24 protein-coding genes are annotated in these 24,989 nt (G+C 64.0%); 9 read left to right on the top strand and 15 right to left on the bottom strand.

Going from position 1 to position 24,989, the window contains the following annotated elements:
- Window positions 1–107: 107 nt before the first annotated feature.
- The 6 genes from JG746_RS09910 to JG746_RS09885 all read right to left on the bottom strand — a co-directional run bounded on the left by JG746_RS09910 (window position 108) and on the right by JG746_RS09885 (window position 6,921).
- Window positions 108–1,280 carry an iron-containing alcohol dehydrogenase gene (locus JG746_RS09910; RefSeq protein WP_202357969.1) on the bottom strand — a complete coding sequence of 391 codons (1,173 nt, stop codon included), beginning with the start codon at window positions 1,278–1,280 and terminating at the stop codon, window positions 108–110.
- Between the two features lie 18 nt (window positions 1,281–1,298).
- Window positions 1,299–2,684: an aldehyde dehydrogenase family protein gene (locus JG746_RS09905; protein WP_202357968.1), complete on the bottom strand. Its 1,386-nt coding sequence runs from the start codon at window positions 2,682–2,684 to the stop codon at window positions 1,299–1,301.
- A gap of 17 nt (window positions 2,685–2,701) precedes the next feature.
- The gene (locus tag JG746_RS09900) at window positions 2,702–3,064 is read right to left on the bottom strand and encodes a hypothetical protein (protein WP_202357967.1); all 363 of its coding nucleotides are present in this window, start codon (window positions 3,062–3,064) and stop codon (window positions 2,702–2,704) included.
- Between the two features lie 2 nt (window positions 3,065–3,066).
- Complete coding sequence (locus JG746_RS09895) at window positions 3,067–4,437, bottom strand: glutamine synthetase family protein (RefSeq protein WP_202357966.1); 1,371 nt, start codon at window positions 4,435–4,437, stop codon at window positions 3,067–3,069.
- Window positions 4,438–4,524: 87 nt separating this feature from the next.
- Entirely contained in the window at window positions 4,525–6,081 is a 1,557-nt protein-coding gene (locus JG746_RS09890) for an amino acid permease (RefSeq protein ID WP_202357965.1), read from the bottom strand.
- Window positions 6,082–6,102: 21 nt separating this feature from the next.
- On the bottom strand, window positions 6,103–6,921 hold the full coding sequence (locus tag JG746_RS09885) for an N-formylglutamate amidohydrolase (protein ID WP_202357964.1): 819 nt from the start codon (window positions 6,919–6,921) through the stop codon (window positions 6,103–6,105).
- 135 nt (window positions 6,922–7,056) lie between these two features.
- Here JG746_RS09885 and JG746_RS09880 point away from each other — a divergent pair, with 135 nt between their 5' ends.
- The 3 genes from JG746_RS09880 (at window position 7,057) to JG746_RS09870 (ending at window position 12,375) form a co-directional block, all read left to right on the top strand.
- Window positions 7,057–7,884, top strand: coding sequence for a MurR/RpiR family transcriptional regulator (locus JG746_RS09880; protein ID WP_202357963.1), 828 nt, complete (start codon window positions 7,057–7,059; stop codon window positions 7,882–7,884).
- Window positions 7,885–8,086: 202 nt separating this feature from the next.
- Window positions 8,087–9,247 (top strand): efflux RND transporter periplasmic adaptor subunit, encoded by a 1,161-nt coding sequence (locus tag JG746_RS09875; protein ID WP_202357962.1) that lies wholly within the window; start codon window positions 8,087–8,089, stop codon window positions 9,245–9,247.
- Window positions 9,244–12,375 carry an efflux RND transporter permease subunit gene (locus JG746_RS09870; protein ID WP_202357961.1) on the top strand — a complete coding sequence of 1,044 codons (3,132 nt, stop codon included), beginning with the start codon at window positions 9,244–9,246 and terminating at the stop codon, window positions 12,373–12,375. Before JG746_RS09875 ends, JG746_RS09870 begins: the two co-directional genes overlap by 4 nt.
- Before the next feature lie 3 nt (window positions 12,376–12,378).
- Here the strand turns inward: JG746_RS09870 and JG746_RS09865 are convergent, their stop codons facing one another.
- The 6 genes from JG746_RS09865 to JG746_RS09840 all read right to left on the bottom strand — a co-directional run bounded on the left by JG746_RS09865 (window position 12,379) and on the right by JG746_RS09840 (window position 18,306).
- A complete protein-coding gene (locus tag JG746_RS09865; protein ID WP_202357960.1) occupies window positions 12,379–12,789 on the bottom strand; it encodes a GtrA family protein in 411 nt (136 codons plus the stop codon).
- Complete coding sequence (locus tag JG746_RS09860) at window positions 12,786–13,604, bottom strand: ChbG/HpnK family deacetylase (protein WP_202357959.1); 819 nt, start codon at window positions 13,602–13,604, stop codon at window positions 12,786–12,788. Before JG746_RS09860 ends, JG746_RS09865 begins: the two co-directional genes overlap by 4 nt.
- Window positions 13,601–14,584 (bottom strand): glycosyltransferase family 2 protein, encoded by a 984-nt coding sequence (locus JG746_RS09855; RefSeq protein WP_202357958.1) that lies wholly within the window; start codon window positions 14,582–14,584, stop codon window positions 13,601–13,603. Before JG746_RS09855 ends, JG746_RS09860 begins: the two co-directional genes overlap by 4 nt.
- Window positions 14,577–15,758 (bottom strand): glycosyltransferase family 87 protein, encoded by a 1,182-nt coding sequence (locus tag JG746_RS09850; protein WP_202357957.1) that lies wholly within the window; start codon window positions 15,756–15,758, stop codon window positions 14,577–14,579. The genes JG746_RS09855 and JG746_RS09850 overlap by 8 nt, the downstream gene beginning before the upstream one ends.
- Window positions 15,759–15,974: 216 nt before the next feature.
- Window positions 15,975–17,012 (bottom strand): zinc-binding dehydrogenase, encoded by a 1,038-nt coding sequence (locus JG746_RS09845; RefSeq protein WP_202357956.1) that lies wholly within the window; start codon window positions 17,010–17,012, stop codon window positions 15,975–15,977.
- 52 nt (window positions 17,013–17,064) lie between these two features.
- Window positions 17,065–18,306 (bottom strand): acyl-CoA dehydrogenase family protein, encoded by a 1,242-nt coding sequence (locus JG746_RS09840; protein ID WP_202357955.1) that lies wholly within the window; start codon window positions 18,304–18,306, stop codon window positions 17,065–17,067.
- Window positions 18,307–18,420: 114 nt separating this feature from the next.
- On the opposite strand from JG746_RS09840, the gene JG746_RS09835 reads away from it, so the two are divergent.
- From JG746_RS09835 to JG746_RS09810, 6 genes are all read left to right on the top strand, one after another.
- A complete protein-coding gene (locus JG746_RS09835; RefSeq protein WP_202357954.1) occupies window positions 18,421–19,236 on the top strand; it encodes an SDR family oxidoreductase in 816 nt (271 codons plus the stop codon).
- A gap of 39 nt (window positions 19,237–19,275) precedes the next feature.
- A complete protein-coding gene (locus tag JG746_RS09830) occupies window positions 19,276–19,761 on the top strand; it encodes a MaoC family dehydratase (protein WP_019861112.1) in 486 nt (161 codons plus the stop codon).
- A complete protein-coding gene (locus JG746_RS09825) occupies window positions 19,758–20,792 on the top strand; it encodes a phosphotransferase (RefSeq protein WP_202357953.1) in 1,035 nt (344 codons plus the stop codon). The genes JG746_RS09830 and JG746_RS09825 overlap by 4 nt, the downstream gene beginning before the upstream one ends.
- A gap of 12 nt (window positions 20,793–20,804) precedes the next feature.
- Window positions 20,805–21,581 carry an SDR family NAD(P)-dependent oxidoreductase gene (locus tag JG746_RS09820; protein ID WP_202357952.1) on the top strand — a complete coding sequence of 259 codons (777 nt, stop codon included), beginning with the start codon at window positions 20,805–20,807 and terminating at the stop codon, window positions 21,579–21,581.
- Window positions 21,582–21,695: 114 nt separating this feature from the next.
- On the top strand, window positions 21,696–22,340 hold the full coding sequence (locus JG746_RS09815; protein ID WP_202357951.1) for a TetR/AcrR family transcriptional regulator: 645 nt from the start codon (window positions 21,696–21,698) through the stop codon (window positions 22,338–22,340).
- 188 nt (window positions 22,341–22,528) lie between these two features.
- Entirely contained in the window at window positions 22,529–22,777 is a 249-nt protein-coding gene (locus JG746_RS09810; protein ID WP_202357950.1) for a DUF680 domain-containing protein, read from the top strand.
- A 50-nt stretch (window positions 22,778–22,827) separates the two neighbouring features.
- On the opposite strand, the gene JG746_RS09805 is transcribed toward JG746_RS09810, so the two are convergent.
- The 3 genes from JG746_RS09805 to JG746_RS09795 all read right to left on the bottom strand — a co-directional run bounded on the left by JG746_RS09805 (window position 22,828) and on the right by JG746_RS09795 (window position 24,988).
- On the bottom strand, window positions 22,828–23,877 hold the full coding sequence (locus JG746_RS09805) for a Gfo/Idh/MocA family protein (RefSeq protein ID WP_202357949.1): 1,050 nt from the start codon (window positions 23,875–23,877) through the stop codon (window positions 22,828–22,830).
- A gap of 16 nt (window positions 23,878–23,893) precedes the next feature.
- Window positions 23,894–24,679, bottom strand: coding sequence for a ThuA domain-containing protein (locus tag JG746_RS09800; RefSeq protein WP_202357948.1), 786 nt, complete (start codon window positions 24,677–24,679; stop codon window positions 23,894–23,896).
- A gap of 78 nt (window positions 24,680–24,757) precedes the next feature.
- On the bottom strand, window positions 24,758–24,988 hold the full coding sequence (locus JG746_RS09795; protein WP_202357947.1) for a hypothetical protein: 231 nt from the start codon (window positions 24,986–24,988) through the stop codon (window positions 24,758–24,760).
- Between the last annotated feature and the right edge of the window lies 1 nt (window position 24,989).

Raw genomic sequence — 24,989 nt, 5'->3', positions numbered from 1 at the left:
TCGCCTCGCAATTCTTTTTCCGGCTAATTAGTTTGTGCCTTGCCCTTCATCCCCTCCCCTTGTTTTTGTACCCCTTTTTCAGATCAATTTCCTATGCCGAAAACGTCTCAGATCGTACCGGCAATGGCGTTTTCCAGCAGCGTCAGCGCCGCCTTCTTGGTTAGCTTGACCGGGTTGCCGCCGGCGGTAGGATCGACCACCGCCATGTCGGCGATCAGCGCCTTGCGCTTCTTGTCCATATCGAGCCCCTTGATCAGGCCAGGCAGCGCGTGCGGCACCTTCAGCTCCTTGCGCAGCTTGATGATCGCCTTGGCGAAGCCGTCGAAGCCGCCCTTGATGCCGCAATAGGCCCCAAGCCGGGCGATACGCTCCTCGATGGAGTCACGGTTGAAGGCGAGCACATAGGGCATGAACACCGCGTTGGTCATGCCGTGATGGGTGTCGTAGAGCGCGCCGACCGGGTGCGACAGCGAATGGATGGCGCCCAGTCCCTTCTGGAAGGCGGCAGCGCCCATGGCCGCCGCACTCATCATATGGGCGCGCGCGACGAGGTCCTTGCCGTTGGCATAGGCCTTCGGCAGGTTCTCGAACACCAGCCGGATACCTTCCACCGCAATACCGTCGGCCATCGGGTGATAGCCCGGTGCGCAATAGGCTTCGAGGCAGTGGGCGAGCGCATCCATGCCGGTGCCGGCGGTGATGAAAGCCGGCATGCCGACCGAAAGCTCCGGATCGGCAATGACGATTGCCGGCAAAAGCTTCGGATGGAAGATGACCTTCTTGGTGTGCGTTTCTTCATTGGTGATGACACCGGCGCGGCCGACTTCCGAGCCGGTGCCGGCGGTGGTCGGCACGGCGATGATCGGGGCGATGGCGTCCGAATTGGCGCGCGTCCACCAGTCTCCGACATCCTCGAAATCCCACACCGGCCGCGTCTGACCGGCCTGGAAGGCGATCAGCTTGCCGAGATCGAGCGCCGAGCCGCCGCCGAAGGCGATGACGCCGTCATGCTTGCCCTTCTTGAACACGGCAATGCCAGCGGTGAGGTTGGAATCGACAGGGTTCGGCTTCACCTCGGAAAACACGCCGTAAGGCACCTTGGCGTCGTCGAGGATCTTCAGCGTCGAAGCGACGACCGGCAGTTTGGCCAGGCCCGGATCGGTGACGAAGAGCGGCCGCTTGATGCCGGTGGCTTCAAGCACCTCAGGCAGTTCCTTGATGCGCCCGGCGCCGAAGCGGACGGTGGTGGGGTAGTTCCATTTGGAGATCAGCTTGGACATTTTTTGTCTTTCGAAAAATCAGATGGCTTCGCGCAGGTGGAAGGATTTCGGGCGGGTCAGATTGTCGTAGCCGATGGCCGACAGTCCCGCGCCCTTGCCGGTGTCCTTGACGCCGGTCCAGACCAGCGCCGGATCGAGATAGTCGCAGCGGTTCATGAACACCGTGCCGGTTTCGATGCGATTGCCGATCGCCACCGCATGCTCGGTGTCGCGGGTCCAGATCGAGGCCGTCAGCCCGTAGGCGCTGTCGTTCATCAGCGCGATCGCCTCTTCGTCGTTGCGCACCTTCATGATGCCGACGATCGGGCCAAAGCTTTCCTCGCGCATGACGCTCATCTGATGGTCGACCTCGGTCAGCACTTCCGGCGCCAGATAGGGCGAGCCGGCCTTGTCGTCAGCCACCTTCATGTTGATGTGCGCCTTGGCGCCCTTGCGCAGCGCTTCGGCTTTCTGCTCGCGGATCAGGTCGGCGAAACGCGCCTGCGCCATCGGCCCCATCGTCGTCGCCTGTTCCAGCGGATTGCCGACGACATAGTTTTTCGTCTCGGCGATGAAGCCCTCGACGAATTCGTCATAGACCTTCTCATGCACATAGACGCGCTCGATGCCGCAGCAGCACTGGCCGGAATTGTAGAAGGCGCCGTCGACCAGATTGGCGACCGCATGGTCCATCTTGGCGTCGGGCAGCACATAGGCCGGATCCTTGCCGCCAAGCTCCAGGCCAAGTGTCATGAAGGTGCCGGCCGCCGCCTTTTCGATGGCACGGCCGCCACCGACCGAACCGGTGAAATTGACATGATCGATCTTGCCGGAGCCGAGCAGCTTCTCGGTCTGCGCATGGTTGAGCACGATGTTCTGGAACATGCCCTTGGGCAGGCCGGCCTTGTCGAAAGCCTGTTGAAACCGCTCGCCGACCAGCAGCGTCTGTGCCGCGTGCTTGAGGATGACGGCGTTGCCGGCCATCAGCGCCGGCACGATGGTGTTGACGGCGGTCAGATACGGATAGTTCCACGGCGCGATCACCATGACCACGCCCAGCGGATCTTTTTTCACGTAACGGCGGAAGCCGTCCTTGGGATTGGAAGCCGGTACGGATCTGAGCGCGGCTTCTGCGATCTCGACCATGTAGTTGGTGCGTTCCTTGACGCCGCCGAACTCGCCGCCATAGCGCACCGGACGCCCCATCTGCCAGGCGATCTCCGGCACGATCTCGTCGGTCATCGCCACCAGCGCTTCGAGCATCGCCAGCATGTACTTGCCGCGCTCGACGATCGGCGTCTCAGCCCACTTCTCCTGCGCCGCCTTGGCGCGCTCGACAGCGGCGTTGATCGCCTGGTCCGTTGCCACCGGCCGCTCGGCATAGATCGAGCCATCGATGGGGGATTTGAGTTTTACGGTTTCCAATTAAACGCTCCTGAACTTCATTCTTCCAACACGGTTGACGTGCCGAACCAGACGTCTTCAACGTCTGGTTCGCGCATATTTTTCGACAGCCAAACTTTCACGACAGTCTCGATTATCTCTTCCGGTCCTGACCCATACTTGTGTTCCGCGACCCAGGTCTCGCCCCGACCGGTAATCGGGATCGCTCCCTTTGCCAGGAGGCCCTTCAGAACCGCCCTGGTGAACGTTTCCAAGTCCTGGCCGTCGAGACCGAATTCATGCCGCCCGACAGGAATAATCTGCCACAGACCGACCGCATCGACATCCAGTTCGTTTGGAACACGCGCAACCCATTCCGCCGCCGACATGTCGTAGCCGCGATGGCGCTTGTTCCAGTCCATATTCAATACCGCTCGAACCCCCTGTGCAGTTCCCAATCCGTAATGCGGCGGTCGTATTCGAACTGTTCCCACTTAGCGGTGTGGACATAATGTTCGAGCACGTCCTCGCCGAGCGCCTGCTTCAGCATCTTCGACTTGGCCAGCGTCTCGGTGGCGTCGCGCAGCGTCTTAGGGATCTCCGGCAGGCGCGACGCCTGGTAGGCATCGCCAACGAAGGGTTTCTGCAGTTCGAGCTTCTCGTCTATGCCGGCGAGGCCGGCCGCGATCAGCGCCGCGAAGGCGAGATAGGGGTTGAGGTCGGCGCCGCCGATGCGGCATTCCATGCGGATGCCCTTGGTGCCCTCACCGCACAGGCGGAAGCCGGCGGTGCGGTTGTCCTCGCTCCACATGATCTTGGTCGGCGCGAAGGTGCCGGCCTGGAAGCGCTTGTAGGAATTGATGTAGGGCGCCAGGAACCAGGTGAATTCCTTGGCATATTTCAACTGCCCCGCGGCCCATTGCTGGCCGAGCGTCGACAGCGTCCAGTCGGCTTTCTTGTCGTAGAACAGAGGAGTCTTGCCGTCGGCGCTCCACAGCGAATTGTGGATGTGGCTGGAATTGCCCGCGAGGCCGTAATTGTACTTGGACATGAAGGAGATTGCCTTGCCCTCGGACTCGGCGATCTCCTTGGCGCCGTTCTTCAGGATGACGTGGCGGTCGGCCATGTCGAGCGCCTCGGCGTAACGCACATTGATTTCTTCCTGGCCCGGGCCCCACTCACCCTTGGAATTCTCGATCGGGATGCCGGCCGCTTCCATCTCGTTGCGAAGCCGGCGCATGACGCCTTCTTCCTTGGTGGTGATGCCGATCTGGTAGTCGCCGATATAGGGCGAAGCGGTATCGAGGCCCTGCCAATGCTTCTTGCGGGCGGAATCATAGGTCTCGTTGAACAGATAGAATTCGAGTTCGGAGGCAAAATAGCCGATATAGCCGCGCTCGGAGAGCCGCTTGACCTGTTTCTTCAGGATGGCACGCGGCGAATGCGGCAGGTCGTCATGGGTGTGATGGTCGAGCACGTCGCAGATCACGAGCGCTGTCTTTTCCAGCCATGGAATGCGCCGCAGCGTGGCCAAGTCCGGCTTCATGACGAAATCGCCATAGCCCTTCGACCAGCTTGCCGCCTTGTAGCCGGGCACCGGCTCCATATCGATGTCGGCGGCCAGCAGATAGTTGCAGCCATGCGTTTCGTCATGCGCGGAATCGACGAAGTACTGTGCCAGGAAACGCTTTCCCGCCAGCCGCCCCTGCATGTCGACGATGCAGGCCAGCACCGTGTCGATCTCACCGCTGGAGACCGCTTTCTTCAACTGATCGAACGAGAAATTTCCGGCCATTCCTGTGGCACTCCAGCGCTTGGCGTTTGAAAGGGATAGACGAAACCATGGCCGGCACGATCCCGGCCATGGCCTTGATGGGAGATGTCAGTGGCCGGTTTCGCCGACCGCCTGTTCCGCTGCCTTGATCGCGGCCTGACGCGCCGCGATGATGTCGCCGAGCGGCGGGCCCTGGAAGCGGTTGCGCTCGAAGGCGAACCACACGATCGCCGTCAGGATGAAGAAGCCGACGGTGATGTAGAGGGCCCAGTCGTTCGGCGGCTGGATGCCGATGATGAAGATCAGGATCATCGACACGATCGACAGGAAGGCAAACAGCATGAACACGCCGCGCCCCATGTTCCACGGACCCATCTTGTCCCACTTCGGCGTGCCCCAGGCCAGCATGCCGAGCACGATCGGCACGGTGAAGGACAGGAACAGGAAGATGACGGTGCAGGACACCACGATGGTGTAGGCCGAAGTACCGGCGACCGAAACCAGCGTCGAACCCCAGACGAACAGCACCGACAGGATCGATGCCGTCCAGATCGCCGCCACCGGCGTGCGGTAGGTCGGGCTGACCTTGGCGAGTGCCGCCGAGCCGGGCAGGCCGCCATCACGCGAGAAGGCAAAGATCATGCGCGAGGCGGAGGTCACCGTGGCCAGGCCGCACAGCAACTGCGAGACGAACACGACGAGGTAGACGAACTCCTTGAGGCCGGAGGGAACGCGCTGGTCGAAGGCCCAGAAGAACACGTTCCAACCCTGCTTGGCGGCGTCGTCCATGTTCGGGATCATCAGCACGAAAGCCGCGAGGAACAGATAGCCGAAGAGAGCCGACCAGACGACCGACATCACCATGGCGCGCGGCACGGAAGAGGCCGCCTTGATGGTTTCTTCCGAGGTGTGCGCGGAAGCGTCGTAGCCGGTGATCGTATAGATCGGCAGCAACAGGCCGAGCGCGAACACCCAGGCATTCGAAACCGACGGCCAGACACCGCCGCCGGCGTCACCGGAATAATTGTGGAAGGTGAAGAGACGGCTGACGTCCCAATGCTCGGCGAAAATCAGGCAGACCACCGCGATGAGGATAGCCCCGAAGAAGATCAGATAACCCGAGAAATCGGTCAGCTTCGCAGTCAGCTTGATGCCGAGATGGTTGATCAGCGCCTGAAGACCGGTGATGACGACCAGGAAGATCATCTGGTTGGTCAGCGTGCCCTCGATGCCGAGCGCCGGCCCGAACGCGCCGATGAAGAACGTCCAGGTGCCGACATTGATGGCGCCGAGAACGGTGATCAGGCCGAGCAGGTTGAGCCAGGCCGTGACCCAGCCGGTGCCGCGATTGCCGAGGATCGACCCCCAGTGATAGAGGCCGCCGGCCGTCGGATAGGCCGAGCTGATCTGCGACATGGCGACCGCGAAGGTCAGCGAGACGAAGCAGCCGACCAGCCAGCCGACGCCGATGCCGATGCCACCGGCTCCGGATGTGCCTTGCGCCAGCGAATTGATGCCGCCCGACAGGATGCAGATGATGGAGAAGGAAACCGCGAAATTCGAAAAGCGGCTGAGACGCCGCTCCAGTTCCTGGGCGTAGCCCATGCTGTGGAGGTGCTTTACGTCCTCCGCCTTGTCAACGTCTGTATAACCCGGTGCTGCCATTGGAAGTCCCCTGTTTGTTTCTCAGCTGGCCGATTGGACTGACTTTCTGACTGAATGCGATCTGGGCCGCGTGGCCTCCTCTGGTTCCAGATCCGAAAAAATGCCTGTGAGCAGATCCGCCCATTTCCGCTGCCCGGTGTCACCGGAGATTTCATCGTTGCGGATTTCGATCATCGCGCAGGGCAGCCCGCGCGAGCGCGCATGCCGTTCCAGCGTAAAATAGACGCGATCGGCAGGCGAATAGGGTTCGTTGACGCCGACGGTGATGCCGGCGAGCCGCTTGAGCGCCGATATCAGCGGCGACGCCAGCCGGCGATCGTCGTCATGGATGATGCCGATATGCCAAGGCCGGTCGTGGCCCTTGTAGACGGGCGTGAAGGAATGCACCGACACCAGCCGGGTCTCCTGGCCGCGCGCCAGCCGTTCCTCGACGATGCGTTCGATGGTGTTGTGGAACGGCTGCCATGACAGGGCGACCCGCGCCGCGCGCTGTTTTTCCGACAGGCCGGCATTGCCCGGTATGGCTGTCGTCTCGCTGACCGGCGGCACGAGGTCCGGCGCGTCGAGCGGCCGGTTGCAATCGATGACCAGACGCGAAATGCGGGTTTCGATCAGCGTCGCATCGAGTGCTTGCGCCATGCGCGTTGCCACCGGCAGAGCGCCGGGATCCCAGGCGATGTGCCGGGACAGGTCTTCGGCGGCAAGACCGAGCGTGCCGAATTCGGCGGGCAGGAAATTGGAGGCGTGGTCGCAGGTCAGCACGAAAGGGCTCGATCCGCCCGGGTTGATCACCCCTACGGTATCGGACGATGCAAGGCTGGCGGGCCGTGCTTTCTCCATAGTCTGCGGTCCCCGGGGAGCGCTGTATCGTATGTTACGTATTTTACCTCATTGCGTCCCTATGGATGATTTCATACAGTTTACCCGGCTTTGTCAAATGCGATCTCATGGGCCAGGCCAAGGGGTGGGGAAAAGATGATTTCCAGCATTGCCGAACTGATCGCCGACCGCATCGGCACGATGCCGGCCGGCGAACGGCGCGCGGCCCAGACGCTGATCGCCAGCTATCCTATGATCGGCCTGAAGACGGTCGCCGAATTCTCGACCGCCGCCGGCGTCTCCTCGCCGACGATCCTGCGTTTCGTGGCCCGGCTCGGCTTCCAGAACTATCCGGAGTTCCAGTCGAGCCTGCAGGACGAATTGGCCGCGCAGCTGCAGTCGCCGGCGATACGTACGCTCAACCCGCCCTCACCCGGCGGCGGCACCGTGTCGCCGATCCTGGAAGCGACGCTCGACAACATGCGCGAAACCTTCCGCCACCTCTCCGACAAGCAGCTGGAGGACATTGCCGCACGGCTTGCCGACCGGCGCGGCAAGACATTCCTCATCGGTGGCCGCTTCACCGATCCGCTGGCGCGCTACATGGCCGCCCACCTCGCCGTCATCCAGCCCGATGTCTTTCACCTCGCCGGCCAGGAGAGCATGTGGCGCGACCGGCTGATCGACATGGGCAAGCGCGACGTGCTGGTGATCTTCGACATCAGGCGCTACCAGGACAGTCTCGTGCGCTTCGCCGAGAAGGCGCATCAGCGCGGCGTCCAGATCGTGCTGTTCACCGATCAGTGGCTGTCGCCGATCGCCCGGTTTGCCCGCCACGTCATTGCCGGACGGACCGCGGTGCCTTCCGCGTGGGATTCCTCGGCCGCGCTCTTCGTCGTCGCCGAAACACTGATCGGCGCCGTCACAACACAACTCGAGGCCGACGGCGCCCGGCGCATCCGCGAGATGGAAGGCCTGCGTTAAGCAGCCCTCCAGCAATCGCATCCGGCCCAAACCGAGCGGGCGGAGTTCACGTTACCGAGATTTAATGTGCACGATTGCGTGATAATTGCCATAAACCGGTGATACCGGGATGTGGCGTGGCCGGTTTTCGCCGCCAGCCCGTATCGTCGCTGCATCCGCTTCCACCTGGAACCGGCAGGCGATTCTTGCCGCTGGAGTGTCGATGCCGAGCTGGAAACAGATTGTCCTTGCGTTTGTGATCGTGGTCGCCGCCGCGGCCGCGTGGGCGCGCTTCTACCCCGGCGCTCCGCAAGTGCTGGCGCGCTGGGGTATCGACTGGGCCTATGGCGCAACACCTCCCGCGAAAGACACGGCCACGGCCGGTTCCGGGCAGGCAAAACGCAACGGCGCCCGGATTGCCACCATCGTTGCATCCCCGGCCGCCTCGGCTGTCATCAACGACCGGCTGCAGGCGATCGGCACCGGCCGTGCCAATGCTTCGGTGACCGTCAATCCCTACAGTTCGGGCCGCCTTGCCGAGCTGCTGGTCGAATCCGGCAGCCATGTCGACAAGGGGCAGATTATCGCGACGCTCGATTCCGAAACCGAGATCATCTCGCAGGATCGCGCCAAGCTCGCTTTGCAGGATGCGCAATCCAAGCTTGATCGTGTCAAATCGCTGCGCGCTTCCAATGCGGCGACGCCGGTCGCCGTTGCCGACGCCGAGGTGGTTCTGGCAGGCGCCAAGCTCGCGCTTCAGGATGCGGAACTTGCATTGCAGCGCCGGTCTATCCTGGCGCCGATATCGGGCACTGTCGGCATCCTGCCGATCTCCGCCGGCAACTACGTGACAAACCAGTCGGCGATCGCCACGCTCGACGACCGCTCCTCGATCCTGGTGGACTTCCAGGTGCCCGAACGCTTCGCCGCCGCCGTCAAGGTCGGCGCGCAACTGACCGCGACGCCGATTGCCAATCCGAGCAACGCCTATACCGGCACGGTCTCGGCCATCGACAACCACATCGACGAGAAGAGCCGCACGCTGCTGGTCAAGGCCAAGATCGCCAATCCCGCCGATTCGCTGCGTGCCGGCATGTCCTTCTCCATCACCATGAAATTCCCCGGTGAGACCTACCCGGCCGTCAGCCCGCTGGCGATCCTGTGGGGCTCGGACGGCGCCTATGTCTGGCAGATCGAGGACGGCAAGGCCAAACGCGTGCCGGTGCGCATCATCCAGCGCAACACCGAGACCGTGCTGATCGACGCCGCGATCGACAGCGGCGACATGGTGGTAACCGAAGGCACGCAGAGCGTCAGCGAGGGCGGCGAGGTCCGCATCGCCGGCCAGGAACCGCGCCCCGCCAACGCCGCCGAAGGCTCATGACCGGATCTGTCAACGCCGCCAGCGATACCGGCTTCACCGCGCTCTTCATCCGCAGGCCGGTCATGGCCTTCGTGCTCAACGTCCTCATCGCGGTTGCCGGCCTTGCCGCCTTCTATGGCGTCGAGATCCGCGAACTGCCCGACGTCGACCGCGCCGTCGTCACGGTCTCGACCACCTTCGCGGGGGCAGCCGCCGAGACCGTCGACCGCGAACTGACCGACACGATCGAGGGCGCGGTGGCCCGTGTCTCCGGCGTCAAGTCGATCTCGTCTTCCTCCTCCTTCGGCCAGAGTCGCGTCACCATCGAATTCAACGACGGCGTCGACCTCAATGTCGCCGCCTCCGACGTGCGCGATGCCGTCGGCCGCGTCGCCAACCAGATGCCGGACACCGCCGATCCGCCGCGCATCGTCAAGGCCGATGCCAATTCCGACGCGGTGATGCGGTTGGCGGTGACCTCGGACAACATGTCGATCCAGGACATGACCGTCGTGGTGCAGGACCAGATCGAGGACGAACTGGCCGCCGTGCCCGGCGTTGCCGACGTCCAGGTCTATGGCGACCGTGATAAGATCTTCCGCATCGACGTCGACCAGAACAAGCTCGCCAGCCTCGGCTTCACGGTGGCCGACCTCAGGAAAGCCCTGGCATCCGTCGCTTTCGATTCGCCTGCCGGGTCGATCACCACGACCAACCAGGACCTGATCGTCCGCACGACCGCCGACGTGACCACGCCCGGGGAATTTGAGAACATCGTCATCGGCGGCACGACGCGCATCCGCGATGTCGCAACCGTAACGCTCGGCCCCGATGTCGGCCAGACCACGCTGCGCTCGGACGGCAAGACCGGCATCGGCATCGGCATCATCCGTCAGGCGGAATCCAACACACTGGACATTTCGACCGGCGTTCAGGCCGCCGTCGCCAAGCTGCAGGAGAACCTGCCCAAGGGCATGGCGATCAAGATCACCAGCGACGACGCCGTCTTCGTCAAGGGCGCCGTGCACGAGGTCGAGATCGCGCTCGGCCTTTCGGTGACCATGGTGCTGATCGTCATCTACATCTTCCTGCTCGACTGGCGCGCCACGCTGATCCCGGGCCTGTCGATGCCGGTCGCCATGATCGGCACCATCGCCGCCATCTATCTCGCCGGCTTCTCGGTCAACATCCTGACGCTGCTCGCCATGGTGCTCGCGACGGGCCTTGTCGTCGACGACGCCATCGTGGTGCTTGAAAACATCGTGCGACGGCGCAACGAAGGCATGGGACCCCGCGCCGCCGCCGTGCTCGGCGCGCAGGAAGTGTTCTTCGCCGTCGTCGCCACGACGCTGACGCTGGTTGCCGTCTTCGTGCCGATCTCCTTCCTGCCCGGCCAGACCGGTGGCCTGTTCCGCGAATTTGGCTTCGTGCTCGCCATGTCGGTGCTTTTGTCCTGCGTGGTCGCGCTGACGCTTTGCCCGATGCTCGCCTCGCGCATGCTGACCGGGGCCTCGCTCCATCACGAGAGCGGCCGCGGCATCGGCGCCCGTATCGGCGGCGCCTTGAATACCGCCTACAAGCGGACCCTGCACGCTTGCCTCGAGGCGCCCTGGATCGTGGTTCTGGTCGCGGTGCTGTTTGCCGGCACCGCCTTCGCCCTGTTCGGCACCATTCGCCAGGAACTGACGCCGACCGAGGACCGCGCGGCCGTGCTGTTGCGCATCAATGCCCCGCAAGGCGTCAGCCTCGATTACACGACGCAGCAGATGCAGAAGATCGAGAAGCTGATCCAGCCGATGCGCGATTCCGGCGAGATCCGCTCGACCTTCGAGAATGCCGGCCAGAACGGCTCCTACAATTCCGGCTTCATGGTGATGACGCTGGCGCCCTGGAACGAGCGCAGCCGCAGCCAGCAGGAGATCATGGCCGAGATCAGCCAGCTGACCAAACAGGTGCCGAGCGTGCGCATCTTCCCCGTGCAGCCCAACAGCCTCGGCATCCGCGGCGCCGGCAACGGCCTGCAATTCGCGCTGGTCGGCAACGACCGCAAGGCGCTCGGCGACGCGGCGGTGAAGATCATCGCCGAAATGCAGAAGGACCCGCGCTTCCAGACGCCGCGCCTGTCGATCGACCCGACGCAGCCGCAGCTGGCCGTCGCCATCGACCGCGAGCGCGCCTCCGACCTCGGCATCGACATCACGGGCCTGGCCAACACCATGCAGGCCATGCTCGACGGCAATGATGTCGTCGACGTCTACATCGCCGACCGCAGCTATGGCGTGAAGCTGGTCTCGACGACCAATCCGATCAACGATCCGACCGATCTGGAAAATGTCTTCCTGAAGACGGGAGATGGCCGCTTCGTGCCGATGTCGACCATCGCCACGCTGACCGAGCGCGCCGTGCCGCCATCGCTGTCGCGCGAACAGCAGCAGCCATCGGTGGCCATCACTTCCAACCTCTCGGGCAATTTCGCGCTTGGCGACGCGCTGAGCCGCGCCGAGGAGATCGCGACGCCGTTCCTGCCACCGGGCAGCCGCATCCTGCCGCTGGCCGAAGCAGCAACCCTGGGCGAAACCAACAGCGCCATGATCACCATCTTCGGCTTCGCGCTGGTCATCATCCTCCTGGTGCTGGCCGCGCAGTTCGAAAGCTTCGTCAGCGCCGTCATCATCATGGCCACGGTGCCGCTTGGGCTCGCCTGTGCCATCTTCGCCTTGCTCTTGTCCGGCACCAGCCTCAACGCCTACAGCCAGATCGGCCTGGTGCTTCTGGTCGGTGTCATGGCCAAGAACGGCATCCTGATCGTCGAATTCGCCAACCAGCTGCGAGATCGCGGGCTGGGCGTGCGTGAGGCGATCGAGCAGGCCTCGATCATCCGCCTGCGGCCGGTGATGATGACGATGATCTGCACCATACTTGGCGGTGTGCCGCTGGTGCTGGCCGCCGGCGCGGGTGCCGAGGCCCGCGTGGCGCTCGGCTGGGTGATCGTCGGCGGGCTAGGCCTGGCCACTATCTCGACGCTGTTCCTGACGCCGGTCGCCTATCTCCTGCTTGGCCGTTTCGTCACGCCGAAGACCCAAGAGGAAACACGCCTGAAGCGCGAGCTCGAGGAAGCCGCCTATGTCGGTGTGGAGCCGGCGCAGTAGCCGCTATTTCAGCAGCCGGCCTTCGATCGACCAGCGCGCGGCAAGGAAATTCAGCACCGCCGCCACGATGACACCGCCGATCTTCGCCGGCCACACACCGGCGATGCCGGCGAACAGCGCGATCGACAGGCTGGAGACGCCGAGCGAAATCAGCGCCCCAAGCGAGACGAAACGCAGGAAGGCGTCATGCAGCCGGATGGCCTGGTTGCGCTCGAACGACCAGAAGCCATTGGCCACGAAAGAGAAGACGACGGCGATCGACCACGAGATGACATTGGCCGGCAGCGGCGGGACATGCAGCTTCAGCAGCAGGAAAAAGCCGGCAAGGTCGATAGCCGTGTTCGCCAGCCCGACAATCGCAAAGCGCACGATCTTGCTGCCGGTCGAACGCCGGGGCTGGTCGGCGCCGCTCATCCCTTGCCGCCCATGATCTCGACGCCGGCGCGGGCGAGGCTCGCGCCGAAATCGTCCGAGGCCAGCACCGCGAATTCCACCTCGCGCACGCCTTGCATCGGGTCGCGCGCCCGCAGCGTCTCATCGACATGGCCGGGGTGGCACATGAACAGGCCTCGCTCCGGCAACGCCTCGACTGCGGCCTGCAAAACCGGAGCAAATCTCTCGGGCTGCCGCCAGTCATAGATGCCGGCGAGCGGCTCGAAAAGGGTGAAGCCGGCGCGCGTCATGGAGCGGTTGAAGCCGGCGGCCACGGCAGCGATTGCCGCGACTTTCGGCGCCACGGCGGCATTGCCCAGCGCCGGCGCGCCGCGCAGCGCCGGCACGTCGCCCGCTTCGGGGAAACGCGTCCGCAGCCATGTACGCACGACAGGCAGGAAATGCACGTGCTGGTGCCCGTCGATGAAGTCGGGTCGGCGGCCAAGCGCCTCGACGAAGCGGCTGTACTGCGCGTCGAGCTCCGCATGGACATCCCGCTCGTCGATTTTGCCGCGCAGGATCGGCAATGCAAGCGAACGCATCGGCGGCAGCCGGCCTTCCGGCGCCAGGCTCGATCGGCCGGTGATGGCTGGCTGGTCCGTCAGGGTCAGGTGCAATCCGACCGCCGCGCGGCCGCACAGCGGCTTGATCCCCGCTGCCGCATCAGGCCATTCCGGAAAGCCGGTCATGCAGCTGGTACCGGTCAGGCGGCCGCGATCGAGCAGGTCGAGAATCCCGGCCGAGACGCCGGGCGCCAGGCCGTAGTCGTCGGCGATCAGGCGGATGCGCCGCGTCATGCGCCGGACGCGCCTGGCGGACCTTCCGGAACGCCGCCGCGCACGACATCGCGCACGATATAGACCGGCCGATCCTTGCTTTCCGAAAGCGTGACCCAGACATATTCGCCGATCAGGCCGAGCAAGGTGAGGTTGAGGCCGCCGAGCAGGACGACGGCGACCATGAGGCTGGGATAGCCGGGGACGGCGATGCCGTAGAACAGCACCTCGAAGAACACCTTGGCTCCATAGACGATGCCCGCCAACGCCGCCAGCATCCCGCTCAGGCTGATGATGCGCAGCGGGATGACGGAAAAGGACGTAAACCCCTCCAGCGAGAAGGCGATCAGGTTGAGCCGGCTCCATTTCGACGTGCCGGTGACACGGTTCTCCGGCGAATAGGGCATGGCTTTCTGGCGGAAGCCGGCCCAGGCGAACAGGCCCTTGTTGAAGCGCCGTTTGTCGCGCAGGCTGGTCAGCGCGCGCACCACCGCGCCACGCATGACGCGGAAGTCACCGGCATTCTCCGGAATGTCGAAACGCTGGCTGCTGTTGATCAGGCTGTAGAACAGCTTCGCCAGTTGGCTGCGCCGCCAGCTGGCCTCGCGGCGGTCGTTCTGCGCGAAGACGACGTCAATATCGGGATTTTCCACCAACTCGGCGATCATCCTCAGGCTGGTGTCCATGGAATGCTGGAGGTCGGCGTCCATGACCAGCGCCATGTCGCCGCGCGACTGATCGAGGCCGGCGAGCACCGCGACCTCCTTGCCGAAATTGCGGCTGAGCCGCACGATCTCCCAGGAACCCGACAGTGCCCGCGAAAACCGCTCGGCGCCATCGTCGCTGCTGCCGTCATCGACCAGGATCTTGTGGACTTTCATGCCGAAGCGCTGCGACACCTCGACTTCGAGCTTGTCGAGCAATGCGGCAAAGGCCGATGCCGATTGCGCCTCGTTCAAGAACGGCGCGACGATATCGAGGACGGGCCGCGACTCAGCCATGTGCGACAGGCCTTTCATTCATCACCTTGTCTCGCGTCACCTTGCCTTGCGCCTTGGCCCAGAACCACCAGATCAGGGAACCGGCAACGAGGGTGACCGCGATCGGCCGGAACCACGGGTACGTGAACTCCTGGATATGACGCTCGACCCCGGTCAGCCCCGTCAGGAACAGCGCCAACGACAGCACCGAAGCCAGGACACCGCCGCGTTCCTCGCGCCACAACAAGGCGATAGCGAGACCGGCAGGCACGGCGATCATGGCATAGGTGTTGGGCTCGACGCGCGGGTTGAAGACGCACATGTAGAACGTCGCCGTCAGGAAGATGGCGAGATCAGCTCTTCCGCGTTCGAGCCTGCGGTCGAACCAGATGACGAATGAAAGCGTGAACAGGGCCATGACGATGCGAATGATCGTGGCGCCGAATTCCGGGATGGGCAGTCCGATCCTGGTGAAGGGCGCCGTGAAGTCGGTGGGAACAAAGTGGCTGGTGTTGTCGACAGCCATCGAGGTCAACATCCCGCCAAAAACACGATATTGCTCGTTGAGATAGCTTGCGGGAACAAACGCATAGGGCAAGGCGAGCACGAACAGCACCGCCAGCACCAGCACCGGTATCAGCCGCAGGCGCAGGGCGCCGACCAGCAAAAGCATGATGATCGCGGTCGGCTTGGCGATGATAGCGACGGAGGCCCAGAAGAAGGTTTCGGCACGCCGCCCTTCGAGCGCCGACAAGGTGAGCAGCCAGCAGGCGCCGGTCAACAGGATCGTCGCCTGGCCATTGCGGATCGCCCCCAGCGCCATCGGCAGGGCCAGGAACAGCCCGAAGGAAAGCAGCCAAGGCAATTCACCGCCGCCGAGCTTGCGCACCTGCCGCATCGCGGCAAAGGTCAGCACCCCGAAGCCGATACTATGCCACACCAAGCCGCCCAGATGCGGACCGAGCTTCACCATCGGAACATAGAGCGCGGCAAAGGCCGGCGCGTAGAGATACCCCATCTCGGACTGGGTGTTGTAGAGCGGCTGGCGGGCCAGTAGCGCCTCGCTGCCATCGATATAGGCTTGCCAGACCGTCCGCGTGTGGGGAGACCACAGGACCAGGACAAGAACGATCAGGAACGCCCCGATCCACAGGCCAAACCCCAAACGGTCGAAAACCGGCTTGGACATCGTCATCAAGACACCCCGCGACACCCGGAACAGGCTCAGTCCAGCACTGTCCCGGCATTCGATGGCGGCGGCATATCACGGACAAAGCGGCGAGGCATAGGGGGTGAAGGACGCGGTTATGATCTCGGCGGGCCGCTGCAGATGACTAGACGCCCGGGCGTCCTAACCGGAAATGGCCCCGAAAGCCTCGTACTCGGCCTTCCGGCACCGCTTGGAACAGCATCAAGGCCGGATGAAAACCTTGCCGTTGGGCTTGGCGAGTTCGGCCGGCACCCGCGCGATGGCCTCGGCAAGCGGCACGACGGCCGTCACATCGGTCGACCAGCGCCCGTCGGAAAAACGCCTCTGCGCTTCCAGGATAGCCGGACCCCGGCGATCCTTGAATTGCCGCATCCATTCGCTCAGCCAGAAACCCTCTATGTGCTTGTGCTGGAAGATCAGCTGGCCAGGCTCGCGGATGATGGTGGCGTCCGGGTCGAGCTTGCCGTAGATGATCCAGCGCGCCCGTTTCGGCATCGCGCTGAAGATGGCCGAAGCCAGCGGCCCGGTGACCGCATCGAGGAAGATGCGCGGCTGTTCCGCCTTCATGACCTCGCGCAGCGTGGCCTCGAAATCCGGCGCCTTCTCGTTGAGCACATGGGCAGCGCCGATCTCCTTCAGCGGCGCGATCTGCTCATCGCGGCGCACGGTGACGATAGGCCGGAACCCTTCCTCCTTGGCCAAGCCGATGATCAGCTTGCCGAGCTGGCTGGCGCCGGCGGTCATGATGAAGGCCTTTTCGCCCTCCTGCTTGACGATGTCGAACATGGCGATCGCGGTGATCGGATTGACGATCATCGCCGCGCCGTCTTCGTCGCGCACCGTGTCGAGCAGCGGAATGCAGGCCGCCGCTTCGGCAACGGCATATTCAGCCCACGAGCCCCAGTTGCTGAGCCCGGTGGCGAAGGCGACGCGCTTGCCGACAAGGCTTTTGGCATAGGGCTCGTCGCCGCCGGCGACAATCGTGCCGACGCCCTCGAAGCCGGCCGGCCGGCCCTTGACGCGCGGCTGGCCGTACTGGCCCTTGATGAAGGCGACATCGGAGGGGTTGATCGAAGCCAGGCTGACCTTGATCAGCACCTGGCTCGGTCCGGGCGCCGGCACCGCGATGATGCCCGGCACGAGATACGGCTCCATCGCCTCTAGCGCACTGCCGCTCGGCGTCTTGGTGTAGCCGTCGCCGACCAGGAGCAACGCCTTCATTTCGGAGGGAATGGTCATCGGTGACACTCCTTGGTTGTTGACAGAAGGCCCGTGGTGCAGCGGCCGCCGCTCAGAGCTTCTCCTGCGTGTACTTCTTCAGCTCCGTCCGCGCCACCTGCCGGCGATGCACGGCGTCGGGCCCATCGGCGAGGCGCAATGTCCTCAGATGCGTCCACGACCGCGCCAGCGGCGTGTCCTGGCTGATGCCTTGCGCGCCGAACATCTGCACCGCCTCGTCGGTGATCCTCAGCGCGACACGCGGCGCGATGACCTTGATCTGGCTGATCCAGGGGGCAGCGGCGCGCGCATCGCCCTGGTCGATCATCCAGGCCGCCTTGAGGCAGAGCAGCCGCGCCATCTCGATCTCCATGCGGCATTCGGCGATGATGTCGAAATTGGCGCCGAGTTTCGCCAGCTTCTGGCCGAAGGCCTCGCGGCGCACCGAACGCTGGCACAGCATCTCCAGCGCCATCTCGGCCTGGCCGATGGCGCGCATGCAGTGATGGATGCGGCCGGGGCCGAGCCGCCCTTGCGCGATCTCGAAGCCCCTGCCCTCGCCGAGGATCAGGTTTGTTGCCGGGACCCTGACATTGTCGAAGCGCAGGTGCATATGGCCATGCGGCGCGTCATCGTCGCCATAGACCTGCATGGCGCGGACCTTGGTCGCGCCCTTGGTGTCCGCGGGCACCAGGATCATCGAATGGCGGCGGTGCTGCGGCTCGTCGTCGCCGCCGGTCCGCACCATGACGATGTAGATGGCGCAGCGCGGGTCGCCAGCGCCAGAGGCCCACCATTTCTCGCCGTTGAGCACATAGTCGTCGCCCTGCCGCTCGCAGCGCATCGCAATGTTGGTGGCGTCGGACGAGGCGACATCAGGCTCGGTCATCAGATAGGCCGAGCGGATTTTTCCATCTAGAAGCGGCTCCAGCCACGCCTTCTTGTGGTCGGCCGAGCCGTAGCGCTCCAGCACCTCCATATTGCCGGTGTCGGGCGCCGAGCAATTGAAGGTTTCGGCGCCGAGATGCGCCTTGCCCATCTCTTCGGCGAGATAGGCATATTCGACGGTGGAGAGGCCATAGCCGCGTTCCGAGCCGGTCAGCCAGAAGTTCCACAGGCCGCGCTCTCGTGCCGTCTTCTTCAACCCTTCGAGGATCTCGGTTTGCCGCGCCGTGTAGATCCAGCGGTCGCCCGCCTTGCCCACCTCGCCCAAGAATTCCTTGTCGAGCGGCATGATCTCGTCGCGCACCATGGCCGCGACGCGCGCGTGGATCGGCTTCAGCCGCTCGGTCATGCCGAGATTCATCTCCGTCATCGGTCGCTAACCCTTCATAGAGGCCCGGCAATTTACCCGTGGCAAGGATGACCGTACTTCGGATAGCCTTGTCAACGCGAACTCTTTGCCCAGGGCAAAGCGCGGAGGATCGGAATGGCCTATCTGGACGAGCTGTTTTCGGTGGCCGGCAAGACCGCGCTGGTGACGGGCGCGGCGACCGGCATCGGCCGCATGGCGGCGACAGCGCTGGTCAAGGCCGGCGCCAGCGTCATGATCGCGTCGCGCAAGGGCGAGGACTGCGTCAAGGTCGCCAATGAATTGAACGCGTTCGGCGCCCCGGGCCGCGCCGAGGGCTTCGCCGGCGACGTCTCCAGCGAGGCTGGCATCGCCGCACTCGTCGCCGAGGTCAAGGCGCGGACCGGCAAACTCGATATCCTGATCAACAATGCCGGCGTTTCCTGGGGCGCGCCGCTCGAGAGTTTTCCCTATTCGGCATGGGCCAAGGTGCTTGGCGTCAATGTCACCGCCGTCTTCCACCTGACCCGCGAATTGCTGCCGCTGCTCGAAGCCGCCGCCAGCGACGCCGATCCGGCCCGGGTGATCAATCTGGGTTCGGTGATGGGCACGCAGCCGCTGGCCGACGACGCCTATTCCTACACCGCGTCCAAGGCCGCGGTTCACCATCTGACCCGCACGCTCGCGCTCGAATTCGCGGCCCGCCGCATCACCGTCAACGCCTTTGCCCCCGGCCCTTTCCAGAGCCGCATGACGGCCTTTGCCACCGGTACGGATGAGCAGGCCAGGCATGTCGGCGGCCATGTTCCGATCGGCCGTATCGGCGCACCGGATGACATTGCCGGCGCAACGCTCTATTTGTGCAGCCGTGCGGGCAGCTATGTCACCGGCGCCATCCTGCCGATCGACGGCGGGCAGTCGGTGCAGCATGGATTGACCTTATTCAAGGAATGACATTTTCCGGCCGTAGAAGCCGGAGGTGAACTGGAGGACATGAGCGTGGAACCGATCAGTCTCGATGTGCTTCTGGCCAGTGTCGGCAAGGAAGTTGGCGTGTCGCCGTGGCGGGTGGTGACGCAGCGCATGATCGACCAGTTCGCCGACGCCACCGACGACCACCAGTTCATCCACTGCGACCCCGAGCGGGCCAAGCGCGAGACGCCGTTCGGCGGCACCATCGCGCATGGCTTCCTGTCGCTGTCGCTGCTCTCGGCAATGACGTTCGAGACCATGCCGCCGCTGGAAAACGGCAAGATGGGCGTCAACCACGGCTTCGATTCGCTGCGTTTCCTGGCGCCGGTGAAGACCGGCGCGCGCATCCGCACTCGTTTCGTGCTGGCCGACGTCAAGGTGAGACCATCGGGCTGGGTGCAGACGGCGCACGACGTGACGATCGAGATCGAGGGCTCGAAGAAACCGGCGCTGACCGCCCGCTGGCTGACGCTGACGCTGATCGAACGCCAGCCCGAGACCGCATGAACGACCCCAACGCGCTCGACCAGGCAGCGCTCGCGCCTTACCTCGAGGCGGAAATCCCCGGCTTTTCCGGGCTTGTTTCGATAGAAAAATTCAAATCCGGCCAGTCCAACCCGACCTATCTCATCACCGCGGCCAGCGGCCGTTACGTGCTGCGCGCCAAGCCGCCGGGGCAATTGCTGAAATCGGCGCATCAGGTCGATCGCGAATTCCGCGTGATGAAGGCGCTTGCCGGCACCGCCGTGCCGGTCCCCAAAATGCTGCATCTGTCGGCGGAGGACTCGCCGATCGGCCGCATGTTCTACGTAATGGATTTCCTCGACGGCCGCATCTTCTGGGATCCGGTTCTGCCCGAGGCACGCGACAATGCCGAGCGCGCCGCCATCTATGACGCCATGAACGGCACGCTCGCGGCGCTGCACGATGTCGATGTCGACGCCGTGGGTCTCGGCGATTTCGGTCGGCCGGGCAGTTATTTCGAACGGCAGCTGGCGCGCTGGACCAGCCAGTACCGCGCCTCGGAAACCGGCACCATTGCCGACATGGATCAACTGATCGCCTGGCTGGAAACGCACATGCCGGCCGATGACGGCCTGATATCGCTGGTGCATGGCGACTACCGGCTGGACAATCTGATCTTCGCGCCGGACCAGCCAAGGGTCATCGCGGTGCTCGACTGGGAGTTGTCGACATCAGGCCACCCCTTTGCCGACATCGCCTACCAATGCATGCAATGGCGCCTGCCGCATGCCTCGGGCTTTCGCGGCCTGGGCGGCATCGACCGCGCCGCGCTCGGCCTGCCCTCGGAAGAAGACTATGTCGCCGCCTATTGCCGGCGGCGCGGACTCACCGGCATCGGCAACTGGACCTTCTTCCTTGCCTTCTCCTTCTTCCGCCTGGCGGCGATCTGTCAGGGTGTCTACAAGCGCGCGCTGGACGGCAATGCCTCCAATCCCGAGAAGGCCAGGACCTATGGCGAGGCGGTGAAGCTGCTTTCGCATCTCGCCGCCAGACTGATCGAAAAGCAGAATTGATGGGGAGACGGGATGGGCCGCTTTGACGGAGCAACGGTGCTGATCACGGGTGCCGCCGGCGGCCTCGGCCGTGGCGCCGCGAAAGGCTTTGCCGCCGAGGGCGCGCGGCTGGTCCTATCGGACATCGACGAAAAGGCGCTCGCCGATCTTGCTGAAACCTTGCCCGCCGAAACGGCGATCCTCGCCGGCAACGTGGCGGACGAGCAACTGTCCGAGGATCTGGTCAGGCTGGCGGTCGAAAGATTCGGCCGGCTGGATGTCGCCGTCAACAATGCCGGCATCGTCCAGAGTTTCGTGCGCCTGCCGCAGGTTCCGTCGGATGAGGCCCGCCGCGTGCTGGAGATCGACCTGCTTGGCGTCTTCTACGCCATGAAGCACCAGATCCCGCAGATGGAGCGGCAGTTCAAGGCTGCGGCCAGGGGCGGCGCCATCGTCAACATCGCCTCGGTTGCCGGACTGGTCGGGGCGCCGAAACTTTCGGTCTATGCCGCCGCCAAGCATGGCGTCGTCGGGCTGACCAAATCGGCGGCCGCCGAATATGCAACCAAGGGTGTGCGCATCAACGCCGTCTGCCCGGCCCACACCAGGACGGCAATGGTGGACAGCTTCGTGCGCGCCTCCGGTGCGCCGGAGGCGGAGGCGTTGACCGAACTGACACGCGGCGTGCCTATGAAACGCGTGGCGGAAGTCGACGAAATCATCGCCGCCGTCCTGTTTGCCGCCGACCCGGCCAACTCCTTCATGACCGGTCATGCGCTGGCCATAGACGGCGGCGTCGGAGCGATCTGACACCGCGATCCTACCATGCCGTTTGGGAACTTCCCGTGGCCTTGTCCGTTTCCGTACAGTGTATATAGTTTAGCCAGATACAACTGCCCCAGACACCACCGAAAGGCACCGGGCTTGCCGCTGAGCGTCCAGAAACGCCGCGAAAAACAGAAGGCCGAACTGCGTTCCGAGCTGGTCGCGGCCGCGCACAAGCTCGTCCAGGAAGAAGGCTATGAGGGCCTGACCATCCGCAAACTGGCCAAGCGGGTCGGCTATGCGCCGATGTCGGTCTATTCCTACTTCGCCGACAAACAGGACATCCTTTTCGCGCTGGCCGAAGACGCCTTCGAAACGCTTGCCCGCCGCATCGAGGAGCATCCGTCCGACGATCCGATCGAGGCCTTGCAGGCCGTGATGACCGAATATGCCGCCTTCGGCCTCGGCAATCCCAATGAGTACCGCACCGTTTTCATGACCGAAAAGACGCGGCCGCCGGAAGGTCGCAGTTTTCAAGAAATGCACGAGGCCAACCCGGCGATGAAGGCACTGATCACGCGGGTCGAAGCCTGCGTCGCCGCCGGAAAACTGCAAGGCGATCCGCGCGCCATCGCCACGATGCTGTGGGCGGTCGGCCACGGCACGATCTCGCTGCTGATCACCTTTCCCTTCTACCCCTTCGGCGACCCGCATGCTTTCGTGAAACGCATGTGCGATTTCCAACTGGCCGCACTCAGCACGCAGAATGTGCCGCCATTGACCGACACACCGGTCAACTGCTGAACGACATCTCCTTCGTTTCCACGCTTCCTCGCCGCCCTTCCGAACCAGCCCGAGGGCAAATTCTTGGTTAACAGAAAATTTATCGTACGCGTACGATCTTGACTTGAACTTCGCGATTGGCGGACGTATCTGTACGCGGCACCGTACATGTACGGAAGAAATTCAACCGTCGAAAGCGGAGACTCACAATGAAAAAGACCCTCCTCACCCTCGCCGCCGTTCTGGCCCTTTCCGGCTCGGCCTTCGCCGCCAACACCACCCACCCGGTCAAGCACCTGCCGGCCGCGACCTGCGTCGACACCAAGACCAATGTGAAGCTGGATTGCGCCTCGACCGGCTCGGTCGAGAAGAAGAGCGCCACGGAAAACACCGCTGAAGGCAAGGGCCCGCGCCTCGGCATCAGCATCAATCCCTGGATCGTGCCGAGCGCGTTCTAATATCGACTTGGAAGTTCTTCTGGCCGGCACAAGCCGGCCAGGCGCGTATGTCAGCCGAGCGTAACCGGCAGCCTGGCCGCCGAACTCTCGAAGGCGGCGTCGATCAGCTTCTGCATGTCGGCGGCGCGCCGGAAGGACGGATCGCCGTTCTGCCCGGCATCCAGCGCGTCGACAAAACGCCGGGCATTGCGCTTGACGTCCGGCAGGCCCAGCTCTCGCCAGAGCTGGACATCCACGTCTTCGCCCAGGCACGCCGACAGCCGCGCCGCCTTGCCGTCGGTCTCGACCTTGAGCGCTCCCTTGGTGCCATGCAGCGTCAGCGACAGGTCATTGCCATGGCCGGTCGTGTAGCGGCTCGCCATGATCGTCCCCAGCGCGCCAGAAGCAAGCCGCGCCGTCATTGCCACACTGTCATTGGCGTCGAGCACATAGTCGCCGATCCGGTCGCCCTCGGCCTTCGGAAACGTCACCAGATCGGCATGCAGGCTGACAATGTCCTGGGCCGCGCCATAGGTGGCGAAATCCAGGATGTGGATGCCGACATCGCCCAGCACGCCGGTCGACCCGTGCCGGCTCGACAGGCGCCACAGCCATTTGTCCTCGACGCGCCAGTCACCCCAGGACTTGCTGACCAGCCAGCTCTGCTTGTAGCTCGCCTCGACATGGCGCAATTCGCCGATCGCGCCCGCCAGCACCAGACGCCGTGCCTCCTGGATCGCCGGTGAATTGCGGTAGGTGAGATTGACCATGTTGACGAGGCCGGCGGCCTCGGCCGCTTCGGTCATGGCAAGCGCATCGGCATGGTTCGGCGCCAGCGGCTTTTCGCAAAAGACATGTTTTCCTGCGGCAAGCAGCGCCAGCGTCGTCGCCTTGTGCACGCCGTCCGGGGTCGCATTGATGGCGGCGTCGAAATCGCCCCAGGCGATCGCCGCTTCAAGGCTCTCGAAAGAAGCACCGATTTCGTTGGCAGCAGCAAACGCCGCCGCGCGGCCGGGCAGTTGATCGACACAGGCGACGATACTGCAGCCGGGGACCTTTGCGAACTCTTCGATATGATGTCCGGCGATCCAGCCGGTGCCGAGCAGGAGCAGGCGATGCATCAGATCAGGTCCCCCATCAACTCAACCCCTTGTCGCCGTCGGCATGCAGCCGCAGGCCCTTCTGCACGATCTTCTCCTTGGCCTTGTCCGTCGGCACGTTCGGCGCATTGGTGATGCCCGACCATGCGGGCGCCGGGTTGTGCGCCCAGTGCACGGCATTGCGCAGCACCTGCTGCACGCCTTCATTGTGATAGATCGGATAGGTTTCGTGGCCGGGCGAGAAATAGAAGATGCGGCCCGCGCCGCGCTGGTAGGTCAGCCCCGAGCGGAACACCTCGCCGCCCTCATACCAGGAGACAAACACCGTCTCCATCGGCTCCGGCACCGCGAACGGCTCGCCATACATCTCCGTCTCGCCGATCTCCAGGCATTCGCCGATGCCTTGCGCGATCGGGTGGCCACGGTTGATCGCCCAGACGCGCTCGCGCTCGCCCGCCTCGCGCCATTTCAGCGAACAGGGCGTGCCCATCAGCCGCTTGAAGATCTTCGAGTAGTGGCCGGAATGCAGCACGATCAGCCCCATTCCTTCCCAGACCCGCTTCTGCACCCGCTCGACGATCTCGTCCTTGACCTCGCCATGCGCGGCGTGACCCCACCACAAAAGCACGTCGGTGGCGGCCAGGCGCTTCTCGCTCAGGCCGTGCTCGGGCTCCTGCAAGGTGGTGGTGGTCGCCTCGATGCCCTTGTCCTGGTTGAGCGCGGCCGCGATCGTGCCATGCATGGTCAAGGGATAGAGGTCGCGCACGGCGGCATTGGTCTGTTCATGGACGTTCTCGCCCCAGACAACAGCTTTTATCGGCATTTTTCCTCTCCAAAGCGCTTTGAATATCTCAACTGGCGATGCCTTGGAAAGATGCCTTTCGACCAAAATTGCGGGAAATCAGGGCTTGCGGGATTTTCGCCCGGGGACGGTCTTGGCCTTGCCAGGCCTGGCGGGTGCGCCGGGGATCGCCGAACTGGTGATGGACACCGGATCGCTGGCCGGGAACGTGTCCTCGAGGCCTTCCTCGAGTTCCTGTTCGGCGCTCGGCGCTTCGTGCTGCTCATGTTCGAGCGAGCGGACGGCCGGCGTCTTTTTCACCGGCGATTTCGGCGCGGACTTTGACGGCATC

The organism is Mesorhizobium sp. 113-3-3, from assembly GCF_016756495.1.
In the GTDB taxonomy this organism is placed as follows: domain Bacteria; phylum Pseudomonadota; class Alphaproteobacteria; order Rhizobiales; family Rhizobiaceae; genus Mesorhizobium.
The sequence above is the reverse complement of the archived record's forward strand: the minus strand, read 5'-3'. Positions and strand labels throughout refer to the sequence as shown.